The sequence below is a fragment of the Chitinophaga niabensis genome (assembly GCF_900129465.1).
Taxonomy (GTDB): Bacteria; Bacteroidota; Bacteroidia; order Chitinophagales; family Chitinophagaceae; genus Chitinophaga; species Chitinophaga niabensis.
Window position 1 is genome coordinate 2,630,977 of sequence record NZ_FSRA01000001.1, and the last position, 13,009, is coordinate 2,643,985.

Annotated in this window: 14 protein-coding genes; 7 read left to right on the forward strand and 7 right to left on the reverse strand. The window is 46.1% G+C overall.

Annotation, left to right across the window (positions count from 1 at the left end):
* Positions 1-34: 34 nt before the first annotated feature.
* On the forward strand, positions 35-3,475 hold the full coding sequence (locus BUR42_RS10220) for a hypothetical protein (protein WP_074239133.1): 3,441 nt from the start codon (positions 35-37) through the stop codon (positions 3,473-3,475).
* Between the two features lie 298 nt (positions 3,476-3,773).
* On the opposite strand, the gene BUR42_RS10225 is transcribed toward BUR42_RS10220, so the two are convergent.
* Positions 3,774-4,763, reverse strand: coding sequence for a GlxA family transcriptional regulator (locus tag BUR42_RS10225; RefSeq protein WP_074240529.1), 990 nt, complete (start codon positions 4,761-4,763; stop codon positions 3,774-3,776).
* 110 nt (positions 4,764-4,873) lie between these two features.
* On the opposite strand from BUR42_RS10225, the gene BUR42_RS10230 reads away from it, so the two are divergent.
* From BUR42_RS10230 to BUR42_RS10255, 6 genes are all read left to right on the forward strand, one after another.
* Positions 4,874-5,260: a DoxX family protein gene (locus BUR42_RS10230; protein WP_074239134.1), complete on the forward strand. Its 387-nt coding sequence runs from the start codon at positions 4,874-4,876 to the stop codon at positions 5,258-5,260.
* 125 nt (positions 5,261-5,385) lie between these two features.
* Complete coding sequence (locus BUR42_RS10235) at positions 5,386-5,874, forward strand: DinB family protein (RefSeq protein ID WP_074239135.1); 489 nt, start codon at positions 5,386-5,388, stop codon at positions 5,872-5,874.
* 19 nt (positions 5,875-5,893) lie between these two features.
* Positions 5,894-6,712, forward strand: coding sequence for a helix-turn-helix domain-containing protein (locus BUR42_RS10240; RefSeq protein WP_074239136.1), 819 nt, complete (start codon positions 5,894-5,896; stop codon positions 6,710-6,712).
* A gap of 23 nt (positions 6,713-6,735) precedes the next feature.
* A complete protein-coding gene (locus BUR42_RS10245) occupies positions 6,736-7,182 on the forward strand; it encodes a DUF6265 family protein (RefSeq protein ID WP_074239137.1) in 447 nt (148 codons plus the stop codon).
* Between the two features lie 134 nt (positions 7,183-7,316).
* Positions 7,317-9,035: a sensor histidine kinase gene (locus BUR42_RS10250; RefSeq protein ID WP_074239138.1), complete on the forward strand. Its 1,719-nt coding sequence runs from the start codon at positions 7,317-7,319 to the stop codon at positions 9,033-9,035.
* Entirely contained in the window at positions 9,022-9,669 is a 648-nt protein-coding gene (locus BUR42_RS10255) for a response regulator (protein WP_074239139.1), read from the forward strand. Before BUR42_RS10250 ends, BUR42_RS10255 begins: the two co-directional genes overlap by 14 nt.
* Before the next feature lie 28 nt (positions 9,670-9,697).
* Here BUR42_RS10255 and BUR42_RS10260 read toward each other — a convergent pair whose 3' ends face one another.
* The 6 genes from BUR42_RS10260 to BUR42_RS10285 form a co-directional block, all read right to left on the reverse strand.
* Complete coding sequence (locus BUR42_RS10260; protein WP_074239140.1) at positions 9,698-10,075, reverse strand: VOC family protein; 378 nt, start codon at positions 10,073-10,075, stop codon at positions 9,698-9,700.
* Positions 10,076-10,086: 11 nt separating this feature from the next.
* A complete protein-coding gene (locus tag BUR42_RS10265; protein WP_074239141.1) occupies positions 10,087-10,626 on the reverse strand; it encodes a DUF4199 domain-containing protein in 540 nt (179 codons plus the stop codon).
* A gap of 115 nt (positions 10,627-10,741) precedes the next feature.
* Positions 10,742-11,200 carry a response regulator transcription factor gene (locus BUR42_RS30125; protein ID WP_074239142.1) on the reverse strand — a complete coding sequence of 153 codons (459 nt, stop codon included), beginning with the start codon at positions 11,198-11,200 and terminating at the stop codon, positions 10,742-10,744.
* A gap of 48 nt (positions 11,201-11,248) precedes the next feature.
* On the reverse strand, positions 11,249-12,079 hold the full coding sequence (locus BUR42_RS10275; protein WP_074239143.1) for a hypothetical protein: 831 nt from the start codon (positions 12,077-12,079) through the stop codon (positions 11,249-11,251).
* A 75-nt stretch (positions 12,080-12,154) separates the two neighbouring features.
* The gene (locus tag BUR42_RS10280; protein WP_074239144.1) at positions 12,155-12,358 is read right to left on the reverse strand and encodes a YwbE family protein; all 204 of its coding nucleotides are present in this window, start codon (positions 12,356-12,358) and stop codon (positions 12,155-12,157) included.
* A 120-nt stretch (positions 12,359-12,478) separates the two neighbouring features.
* Positions 12,479-12,889 (reverse strand): DUF779 domain-containing protein, encoded by a 411-nt coding sequence (locus BUR42_RS10285; protein WP_074239145.1) that lies wholly within the window; start codon positions 12,887-12,889, stop codon positions 12,479-12,481.
* Positions 12,890-13,009 lie beyond the last annotated feature (120 nt).

A 13,009-nucleotide genomic window follows, 5' to 3' on the forward strand; every position in this document is an offset into this window, starting at 1 on the left:
ACCATCATTTTTCATCGCTATTAAATTCATATTTATGGACAACCATAAATGGGAAGGGTCTATCCTGGATAACCAGGAAGACTTCTCCCCCTTCCATAGATTCCGGAAACCAAGGAGGGTTTGGTTTAGAAGAGAAGACGGTACGGAAATGGAACTGGAATCTCCCTTCCTTTTCCCGGTGCTGGCGCAAGAGGAAGAAAGGTTTGAGTTTGACACGCCCAAACAGCCTGTTACAATTCCTGCCATACCCGCCGCCATTGTGGAAACCTGGGGAAATGAGGCCACCATGCTGGAACATATCAAAAAGCTGGCCCTCTCCGCTTTGCCCGATCTCGCTAAAAAACCTACCGCTAAATGGACGGCGGCTGATAAAAAAGAACTGAAATCCGTATCTACTGCTATCCGTAAAAAGTTAGCAACAGCAAGGCACCAGCTCTATAAAAAAGGGCCACTGCCTGCTATTGGTACGGTAAAGATCCCCTACGGTTTCAAAGCTTTGAAAAGAGGATTGAGAACGGACACTGCCGTTCTCCCCTGCCCGCGTGTGGATACTGTACTGGCAGACCTCCACAATAAAGGCCTGATCAATATCACGCAGGACCAGCTGGATATTTTTCAAAGGATGGCCAACGTGGAAACCAGCGGCATGATCACTACATTAAACAGCTGGGACTCTGCAGTAGTGAGCATTGGCTTCTTCCAGTTAACGCTTCACACCGGCAAACTGCAAAGGTGGATCAAACTCGCGCCTGCCGCTTTTAAGCGCTATGGCATAGAGTTGCATGCTACCAATGTCTATACTTTCGACCCAACGGAAAAACATCCGGCCATTGGGAATGTAGAGAATAAAGACAGGGCACAGCTTCGCTTTCATGGATGGGCAGAGCGATTCCACTATGCCGGGCTGGACCAGGATGTGATCATTGCACAGGTAGCGTTTGGTATCAAATACCTGGAAGAACAAAAGAAAGGCCTGAAAAACAGGTTAAAAGCCACTTTTAAACAAAAGAACACTGACCTCTACGACCGGTTCATCAATGATCATTATAATAAGAGTGCATATATCCGTGGACTTTTCCAGGAGAGTTTCAATAACAATCCTGCCAGAGCCACCAGAGCCGTTTATAAAGCCATGACCACGCCTGATAAGGCAGACTGGCTGGAAGGCTACAAGAACATGCTCATTGCAGAAGATCTGAAATCCATCGTCACCAAAACAAGTACCGGTACCAGCATAGTGCTGAAGAAAACGCAGCCGGAGCTGGGAGATGCGGCCTACGATGAGTATGAAGACACTTACGATGAAATGGAATTTGAAGATGCCTATGATGAAGGAGAAGCAGAAGATGATATGGAATCCGAAGATGCATACGATGAAGGAGAAACAGCGGATGATATGGAATCTGAAGATGCGTATGACGAAGGGGAAGCAGATGATGATATGGAATCTGAAGATGCTTACGATGAAGGAGAAGCAGCGGATGATATGGAATCCGAAGATGCGTACGATGAAGAGGAAATGGAAGATGATGAATCTGAAGACCTCTCTGAAGAAATGGAATACGATGAAGAACCGGAAGCCGCATACGATGAGCAGGAATACGGTGATGAAATGGAAGATGATGAATCCGGAGACCTCTCCGATGAATCTGAATACGATGAGGAAGAAGAACAGGAAGAAGACATCGCAGCAGAATACGAAACAAATCCTCCTGCCGGCACTACGGACTACCTCAAAGTAAGCGCCATCAGGGGTTTGAAATTGCGCACCGGCATGTTCATTCCTCCTTCCTGCACGCCTTCTTCAAAGATCGATATCGTTGTGTACCTACATGGCCTCTTTGGCCAGGGAAGCCAGCAAAACGGCATGGAGCTATACTGGCAGAAATACTCAAAGATCAGGGATCACTTCAGCAGCAGTAATAAAAATGCCATCCTGTTAGCGCCCTCTCTAAGTACCAACCCACAGGTAGAAACTATCTTCCGGGCACAATACGGCTTTGACAAATTCATTGCCGCCTGCTTTAAAGCCATGAAAGCAGCCAGGCATATTCCTGAAGATGCAGAACCCGGCAGGATCATTGTTGCCGCACATTCCGCAGGCGGAAGCCCCATGAGCGACATCCTCAACTACAAGAACAAGCTGCATGCCCGGATAGTGGAGTGCTGGGGATTTGACTGCCTCTATGGATATAATTTTGAGAGCTGGCTGAAAAAGGACCGGAATAAAAACAAGCTCTATCATTATTATGCCTTCAACAGTAAAGGCAAAAAAACAGGCCCTGCTATCAACGGAGATACTTTAGCAAAGCGCAATTCCAACATACAGAACATTGCTCCGGCAAAAGGCATACAACACCAGGGTGTTATTGCCTATGCATGGAAAAATGAGATCAACAACCGCCCGTGGTTTGAACCTGTTACCACAAAAGAGCTGGACGATTACGAAATGCCATCACGCACCAAAACAATTAAGCCCATCGTTTTAACGAGGAACCTTCGTGAAATGATCCCGGCCAGCGACAGTAAAAAACACGCACAGATCAAAGAGGCGCCGGCAGATTACCTGAAAGCTATTATAGAGGATGCGGACCCCGGCTTTAAAGTAGATGCATGGTACAAAAATTTCACCAGCTTCACCTTCCTGGGCAGGAAACTGAGCGAGGGAACTTATATCCACATGGAAATGGCCATCCTGCTGCAAAAGATCGAGGACTATTTCATGAAGGCCAAGAACACCACCAACGCTAAACTGGCGGGTGACGCCTTAGGGATGACCAAACCTCCGGAACCTATCCCCGGCCACCGCCTCACCTCTTCCACGGCAGTATATTCCTATCACATGTTTGGTTTGGGTGTGGACATTGATTATACCCGCAATCCCATGATACAGGCCCGCGGCGCTTTTGATGCATTCATGAGAAGAGTGGGCTGGCTCACTGCAGGGAAAGACATTCCCCTGGCTAAATGGCAAAAACCCGGTTCAACCAGTGGATACATGAAACTGTACGACGACCTCAGGGTATTGAACAATCACTTCCTGCAATACTTCGCCTACCTCAAAGATCACACGGCTTTGCAGGCAAGGCTGGATGCAGCACCCGCCAATACATGGGGTAAAAAAGTAAAGGTGTCCTGGAAAGGAATGAGTTTAAACGATGCCCTGAAGCTGATTAAGAAAGACCTTTCGGAGATCTCCAATGCCTGGAAAGGAAGAAGGACGGATCCGGAAGATATCTTCTCCAAATACGGCTTCCTGAATCAATCCAAAGAACTGGTGAAAGGTATGGTGGAACACGGTATGGACTGGGGTGCCTGGTATGGTGATATCATGCACTTTGATATGCGTACCACGGGTGTGGGGCTTAAAATAGGCCGCGCCATTGGAAGATACAGCAGTAAAAAAACGGCAGAAGCAGCGGTGAAGTACAAGGCTAAGCAGGCAGCCGTTCAGAAAGAGTTCGTCAATTCATAATCAGTCGTAACGTAGATCGGTAACTGGTACCAGCAGGAAGGTGGAATCTCATGCTGTTCAGGGTCAAAAAATAACAGTTACCCGGTTGAATCAAAAGCTGAATAGGTATAGGGAAATAATGTCCGGTTTCCTCCTCTTCTTTGGTATAACTACGTCCTCTCTCATCATACAGACGGGTGTATCTTTGCTCAACATGCCAACAGAAAAGACGGGAAGAGATGGGCCGCGGTTGCAGACCTTAGCCGCCGCGGTTTCAATAAGCGGTTCACCGCTACACCGGACCATATTCAGCTTGAGATCAGGCTGTAGCAGACACTGCCTCTTTGTTATACTTATTCCTGTATTCCAGCGGCGATAAACCTGTTGTTTTCTTAAAGATGGTCCTGAAAGCTTTGGTATCGTTATAACCAACTTCCCACATGATCTCGTTGATATTCTTACGGCTGGTTTCAAAGCTCTTTTTGGCAGCTTCTATTTTCACCCGTTGAATATATTCAGACACGGTGTTGCGGGTAGCTTTCTTGAACCTTCTTTCCAGGCTTCTGCGGCCTACGGAGAACATAGCAGCCAATTGATCTACCGTGATCTTATCAGAGAAATTAGTTTCTATGAATTCCTGTGCTTTCAGCACGGGTTCGTCCTGGTGATCTCTCTGACCATTGAACACAACAAAAGAATTCTGGCTGTAACGGTCTATTTCTATCTCAAAATATTTGGCAGCAAGGATAGCTGTTTCCCTGTCAGTATATTTCTCCAGCAGGTGCAATAAGAGGTTCCAGAAAGAGTTGGCACCACCGCTGGTATAGATGCCATGTTCATCTGTAATGATCCTGTCCGGCACCAGGTTCACATCCGGGAATAACTCCCTGAATTCATTGGCTGCCAGCCAATGGGTGGAACACTTACGCCCATTCACCAAACCGGTGGATGCCAGTAAAAAAGCACCTACACACAAGCTTGCTACTTCTGTGCCTTTTTTATAATGATCTACGATCCAGGGGAAAAAATCTTTGTTGGCATCGATCACTTCCTGCCTGTCTCCATTCACTGCAGGAACAATGATAAGGTCTGTATGATGAACATCTTTGATCATCAGGTCAGGATACACTTTAAACAACCTGTCATATACCTGTGGTTCTCCATTGATCCCTACCGTTTGCACTTTAAACAGGGCTTTCTTTCCCATGCTTTGCAGGAAGTCATTCGCTTTAGTGAACATAACGAGCGGGCCTTCAATGGTACCCAGCGCCGCGGCGCCACTTGGAACGAGGATAGATATGTGTTTCATATTCCAAAAGTAAGTAAAAGCCATGTCGCAACCAACCCCTTTAAATGACGTTTTTCCCCCTCTCCTGATTGAGTTAACGCGGTTACCTTTGAATCCATAATCCTAACACAATGAAAAAGATAAAAATCATCTACTGGATCTTCACTGGCCTTTTATCCGTATTAATGACTATAGGCTCTGTTCCTGATATCATCATGGTTCCGGAAGCCAGAACATTATTTCAACACCTCGGTTACCCGATGTACCTTTTACCGTTTATAGGTGTTGCAAAGATACTGGGCATTATAGCCATCCTGGTACCTGGCTTCAACAGGTTGAAGGAATGGGCTTATGCAGGGCTCTTTTTTGATATCACCGGCGCCTTATACAGCCATATTGCCACAGGAGACCCTGCATCGGTCTGGGCTCCTTTAGTGATCGGATATATATTGATCTTTGGTTCTTACATCTATCATCATAAAAAACTGAAAGCGGTGGCCATGACCTATGCTGTTTAGTTCCGGGATCGCCATTCAACCAAAGCTCCGTACGGTTGTACGGGGCTTTTTTTATTTTCTGAAAACACTGCTGACATAGGGCTGTCATAACACCGTTCTTTCTTTGTGTTATAAACAGAAAAAATATGGAACAACAAACACCCGTGATCTTTGCGAAAGAATTACTCGTACACTGGCAAGGGCATCGTTCATTGACCCGCCGCGTTATTGAAGCTTTTCCGGAAGAACAGCTATTCCAATATTCCATTGGTGGTATGCGCCCATTTGCAGCTATGGCTATGGAACTGATCAGGCTGGCATCTTTAGGTATCACCGGCATGCATACCGGCAAATGGGATGTGTATGACAGTCCCTTGTTAGAGAAAGATACGCCGCCGGCAACCAAGGAAGAGATCCTGCAGCTCTGGGATATCCTCACCACAAAAATAAATACTATCTGGCCACAGATCCGCCCGGAGCGTTTCCAGGAAGTAGATAAGGCTTTTGGCATGTATGAAGGAGTAGTTGCCAACCTCATGTTGTACTGGATCGATAACGAGAACCATCATCGCGGTCAGGGATATGTTTATCTCCGTTCACTGGGTATTGAACCACCTCCTTTCTGGGACAGATAATAAGCTTACATTAGCGGATATGATCTTTAAACGCATCCTTCCGCCTCCGGGGCTGGGCCGGATCATTGAATGTTACTGGATCGCTGAAAGTGAAGATAACAGGCCCGCAAAAGAAAAGATCATCCCGGATGGTTTTCCGGAGATGATCTTTCATTATGGTGATCCCTACCGCATTAACCTGCATCATGGTAACTGGGAACTGCAAACACAAAGTTTACTGGCAGGGCAGATCCGCCGGCACTTCTTCCTGGAAAATACAGGAAAGAGTGGCGTATTAGGCATCAAACTGCAACCAACTGCCCTCGCCCACCTTTTTGATATCTCTATGCATACCTTAACGGATAAGGTGGCAGACCTTTCCACTTTACTTACCGTTCCGCTGCAAACATTGCTCTGCTCTGCAGCGCCGCATGATGAAAAGATAAATGCCCTCAACCAATGGTTCAATACTTTTCCTTTACCTGGAACAAACCATGCAGGTAAAGCCATTGAGCTGATCCGGGAATACAAAGGCGCCCTATCCGTAGCAGATGTTATTGCACAACTGGGCATCAGCGAAAGGCACCTGGAACGTTTGTTCAAAAGATATGTAGGGCTCTCTCCAAAATTCTATGCGCGTATCATCCGGTTCAATCACATCTTTCACCTGAACCAGGAACGGAACCCTGACTGGACGCACCTGGCCTTTAATGCAGGGTATTACGATCAGTCTCATTTCATCCGGAACTTCAAAGCATTTACGGGAGAAGATCCTTCCGGTTATTATTTTGAAGAAGATAATATGGCGAACTTTTTTCTGCAAAAGAAAGGCAGGTCGGGTTTGTACAATACTTTGTAAAAGGCCGTTCCTAATTTTACGGTATGAAAAAACTGCTATCTATCACAATCCTCTTACTGGCCGCACAGGCTATACATGCGCAGGACCTTTCCAAGGTCAGCTGGATGCTGGGGCAATGGAAAAGCGTGAATGCAAAAACAGGTAATACTTCCTACGAGAACTGGACGAAGGTATCAGACCGGGAATGGCAGGGAAAAGGTTTTCGTTTATCCCGCAGCGGTACAGATACGCTCTTCCAGGAGAAACTGAAGATCATTACAAAAGACAACACCCTCTACTATGTAGCAGATCTTAAAGAAAATGCTGCTCCGGTGTATTTCAAATTCACCGCCATCAATGAAGAGGGATTCACCTGCGAAAACCCGGAGCACGATTTCCCGAAAAAGATCAGTTACCAGCGGGATGGTAATAAGTTAAAAGCCACCATTTCCGGAGATGGCAAGGAATTCAGTTATTATTTCAACCGGTAACAGGTTATCCTGTAGTTAACATGCCCTTTTTATAGCGCACACTATAAAAAGGGCATTTTTCATTTTACCTTAGCTAAGTACTTTCACGTAGAAATACTATCCCTGTATGCACTAATATTGCCTCCTTGAACAGCATGAAACATATACCCCTCCTTCTTTTGCTCTGCTGGCTGCCCCGGGACCTTTCTGCCCAGACGGCAGACAGTCTTTCCTATGTAAAAGGAAGGTTCTATGCCCAACGGGCGGAGGGCATCAAAACCCCGGACAAACTCACGCAGGCAAGGGGTAGCCTGGAACTGGGCATGCTCTTTTTGCTGGATGGTGCCGCAGATTCCTGTCTTTTTTATGGGCTGGAAGCCCTGTCCCTTGCTGAAAGCATTGGAAACGACAGTATTGCTTCCGCCGCCAGCCAGTTGGTGGGCAACCAGTATAAGCTCCAGAAAAAGTTCCCCAGGGCCCATTATTACCTGAACATGGGGATCAATTATTCCCGTAAAACGCAGTATGAGTCCCTGCAGCTGCATGCGCTGGGCAACAAATCCATGTTATATAGCTGGGAGAACAAGCCGGATTCTGCCATTCCCCTCCAACTGCAGATCCTCTCCGTTTTCGAAAAACAGAAAGATACCCTGGGCATCACCAAAGTGCATATGGTACTGGCAGGATGTTACAGCACCAAAAAAGATACGGCAACTGCCCGTAAACACCTGGAACTCTTTGAAGCAGGTCTCCGGATGAAAAAATACAGGGCACAGCTCACCTGCGACCTGATGATAGTAGCCGGCATCATCCACTGGGAACTGCGGGATATTGCCGTTGCACAGGACTATCTGTTAAAAGCCATCCCTATAGCACGCTCGCTGGATTCCAAGTATATGCTGCAGCGTGCTTATGATACCCTGCATGCCATTGAAGTAAAAAAGAAAGATTTCAAACAGGCCCTGGCCTACCTCGATACGGCTTACCAGTATAGGGACAGTATAGCCGGCGAAAAGAGCATCCGGCATGCGCAGCAGCTGGAAATACAGTTCAGAACAGCTCAAAAAGATAAGGAACTGGCAGAAAATAAACTGGCATTGAAACAGCAGAACCTGCTGATCGCTATCCTGGGCATACTGGTATTGCTGGGGCTGATCGTGTACGGTTATTTCCGTCATAAACAACAACTGCTGAAAGGCAAACTGATAAACCTCCGGCAGGAAAATAAACTGGGCCTGATGGAAGCGGCCATACAGGGAGAGGAAAGAGAAAGGGGCCGCATTGCAAAAGACCTCCACGATGGTTTAGCCGGTATGCTGGCGGCTGTGAAAATGCATTTTGAATCCCTGCAATACGATCATCCTGCATTAAAAGACTCTGCAGATTTTGAACAGGTAAACCTGCTGCTGAACAATGCTTCCGGCGAAGTACGTAAAACAGCGCATAACCTGATGCCTGAAATGCTCACAGAATCAGGGCTGTACGAAGCCTTAAGGAAGTATTGCAATAGTATCAGCATCAGCCGGTTCAGGATAGACTATTACACCATCGGAGACCTTACCCGCTTCCCTCCCAACTTTGAAATATCTGTTTACCGCATTGTGCAGGAGTTACTGCACAATATTGTTAAACATGCCCAGGCTACCTATGCCATGGTGCAGCTTTCCCAGACCAAAGAAACCTTAACAATAACAGTAGAAGATAACGGCGTGGGGATGGATGGACAGGCAGGCGGAGACGGGATGGGAATGGAAAGCCTCCGTAACCGTGTGGCGGCCATGAATGGCACCATCTGCTGGGAAAAGAATCAACGGGATGAAACCAGTGTATATATCGAATTTAATCTCAAAATTATTACGCATGCGGGAAGCTAAAATATCCGTAGCGATCGCGGATGATCACCTGATAGTAGTGAACGGCCTGAAAGCGATGCTGGCCAAAAGATCAGAACTGCAGATCCTCTTTGATGCTGCCAATGGAGAAGAATTGCTGGAAGCGCTGACTGTTCATCAGCCACATGTATTGCTGCTGGATATCCAGATGCCGGGACTCTCCGGTGCAGAGCTCTGCCGGAAAGTACATAAAACCTATCCGGATGTGCGCATCGTGATCCTCACCAGTCACGACGATTCTCACCTGGTACGCCTGATGATGCGGAATGGGGCAGCCGGTTACCTGTTAAAGAATACAGGTATGACGGAATTGCTTGCTGCTATTGAATCTGTAATGGAAGGCAACCAGTTTATGGACGATCAGATCAAAAAGAACCTGGTGCATGAAGCGCTAACAGGGCAACGGATCAGTCGTTATGAAATTCCCCTTACACGCAGGGAACAGGAGATCCTGCGGCTGATTGCCAGCGAAGCCAGTAACCAGGACATTGCTGCAAAACTCTCCATCAGCCTGCGAACGGTGGAAACACACCGGTTCAACATTACCCATAAACTGGATGTAAAAAATACAGCGGGCCTGGTAAAGGAGGCCATTAAAAGAGGACTGATCGATTAATGGCCTCCGGAGGTATCAGATTGGCGGATTATAACTGATGTAACTGGATGAGGTTGCCGCAGGTATCATCAAAAATAGCTTCGCTCCCGTATTCCGTTTTCTGTGGTTCCTTTGTGAACACCACCCCTTTTTGCTTCAACCTGTTATATTCCCCGTCTATATTTTCCACAGAAAATACCATACAGGGAATGTTGGCCTCATACAACTGCGTGTGGTAGTTTTTGGCGATGGGATTTTCCGTAGGCTCCAGCAGGATGAGCGGGCCATCCGGTCCATCAGGCGCGGTAACTATGGCTACATGTGCTTCCGGCATATACATCTTTTCTTCAAATCCCAGTACTTCCGTATAGAACTTAAAAGCTTCAATGGGGTTATATACGAAAATACTTACCATTCCCAGTTTCATAATATCTGTTTTTAATTAGTGACAACAACTTCTTTTTTATGTTTGCGCTTAAGTATAAGGGCAGCGATCAGGGCAATGATGAGGCCGAGCGGAAATACTTCCAAATAAGTGAGTAACACCACCATCAACGGATTCTTGTATGCATCTTTGTACCAGGCCATCTCTTTTGCTTTTTCTGCTATTTCAGCCGGCGATGCCCCTTTTGATTCCGCGATCTTTATACTATGGGCCGTGAATTTTTCCATAAAATCCGGCACAAACAGATAGTAATCGATCACCCAGGTAAGCACATACATGGAGGAGGCGATCAGGGCAATGTACAAACCGATCTTAAAGGCTTTCCCGAAGGTTATTACTCCCCCGTTATACTTATTCCGGTAATTCCTGACGGCAATAAAGATCAGGGAAAAGGCGAGGATCATGCTGGCAAAGCCCAGCACCATATTACCGTCAAAGCTCTCCCTGGTGTAACAGAGGTAAATGGAATACACCAGCATAATAGATAACCAGGCACCTCCTATCAAACCGCAGACAAGCACATTTTTTTTCATCTGTTTTAGTTTTAAGATTATGGCTCAAAAATGATGGAATAAAACCTCTTTTCATTCATACTTAAGAATGATTTTAGGGGTGAAACGCATTTTTCACCCATAAGGACGAATATCATTAAGGTATGATACTCAATCTTTTAGCCTTTTCTACTGCCTGAGTCCTGCGTTCTACGTCCAGTTTTTCCAAAACTTTGGAAGAATGGGTCTTAATGGTATTGAGGGAAACAAAAAGGCGTTCGGCGATCTCCTGGTTGCTGAGACCTTCCGCCATTAATTGTAATACTTCGAGTTCTCTTTTGCTTAAACGGAGTTTATTGAGTTCGTTTTCGTTCAGGGTAAAATCTTTTATATACACCTCTTTTTCCACTACCACAGTTTTGGGCTTGGTGAGTTTTACAGCCAGCCAGATGCCGAGGGCGGTGAATATAGCAGCGATGGCGCCAATGTAGATCTCAAAAGCATGGTCTATTATTATGAACCGCAATTCAAGCCATTTGAGCAGGAACAACAAGAGCGCCAGTGCGAGACCATACAGGATGGTCTCCCTGTTCTTCATGAAGAATCGTTTCATCATCAACCTAAAAATAATAAAAAGGGGCTTATTGCTAAGCCCCTACCTATATTATAGAATTACGTTCCTTGGATGCCCGTCCTTTTTATAGAGGTAATACCTGGCCGGTTCATAATGCGCTTCCGCATCGCCCGGTAACAGGAATTTATCCCCCAGGCAGTCTTTCCGCACAAAGAAAGCATTGGTACCTGCAAAATTGCAGGCCACCAGGCTATAGCCCTTTTCCTCTCCCAGGGTGTTCAGCAAACCAAGCGATGCGCCGAAGTTGCTGGTTTTGTCCCAGGTTTTGGTGCCGTCGTAAGGTACCGTAAAGGATACATCCGGGCGGAAGATGGCATTGTATTCAATGGCCACTACGCGGGGTTTGAATTTTACGATGGATTTCCATACGTAATAGTCGTTCCGGTCTATATCTATTGATAAGAGGTCCGGTTCTGCGGGGCAGCCTCCCTGGGTAAACAGGGATTCAATATTCTCTGCGGTGATAAAGCTGTTTAAAACAGTGAGTGTTCCGGCGGAAATAATGCCGGACATATGGGCTTTGATATGTTCCACGCTGGGGGCATTCCCTTCTATCCAAAGGCCCTTCCAGCCTTTGTACAGTAAGAGGGTGGAATTACATTCCGTGCCATTTTCCACGCCAAATTCAACAAAATACTTATTGGTGGTACCGATCCGTTTGAAGATCTCATCGATGATGCCATCTTCCCCGCATTGGGAGAAGCTCTGGTATTCAAAACGGTTCAATTTCAGGGGATGCTGGTACTTTTCCTGGTCAAACAGATGTTTCTGGATAAAGTTTTCAATCTCCATGGAGCGGATAGCGTCCTGTTTGGCGGATGATTTTTTAGGCACAATACGCCTGTAGATCTGTTTAAACATTCAGTCAGTATAAGTTTTAATGGGCCTAAAGCTAATCAATTTAGCTTAAAAGCGTTAATACATAATAAAATAACATCAGGTATCTAACCAGCTGATCTCGGCAACACGGCCTACCTGGCCGTCTTCCAATCTTACTTTAATGCCACGGGAGTGAAAAGGGGAAGAGGTTAAGATGTCTTTTACAATTCCGTAGGTGAGTTTACCGGTTCTCTGATCTTTCTTCAGGATAATACCCACCTCCAGGCCCGGGTATATATCCTTTCTATTCTGGCCATTCATAACAAACACAAATTAATTTGAAGCAAAGCTAGCACAATAAAAAAACCCGCGGAAAATTTCCACGGGCTTTTTATTCGAGGCCATCACAAGTATGGTTATTGCCTTCACAAAAACCTGCCACTATACCCACTGCAATCCATATCCAAAAATGTAGCTGAACATACGCATTTCCGGCCCTTCATCCATTCCTTCCAGTTCTTCCAGCTCTTCTGCCGTAAACAGCCTGGATCTCACTAAAAACCTTAATCCCAGTGCTCTTTCCAGCGAAAGCCCGTTTTCTTTTCCTTTTTCAACGTCTAATATCAGCTGCGTATGTTTGCTACTTTCATATTTCCGTTTGTTCATAAAGAATAAGCACCCGGCCACTTCCCCGATACAGGTATCCCTGGAGCTTAATTTCGTTCTTCCATCTATCGTGCATTCCGGCTCTCCCAGTTCGTTCATATGGAACATGAGGAGTCCGTATTGCATTGATAATTGAATGATCAGATCTACGGCTTCGTCCGTAGCCAAAATGCGTAGTGCGCGCATAAGTAACAGTTTTAGGGTGGAAACACTTAACACCAGTTCTCAATAACGTACAACAAAGGTGGGCATTCAAGGGATAAGAGGGGTTCACTTTCGTACTTATTTATAGCACAATTGTACCCC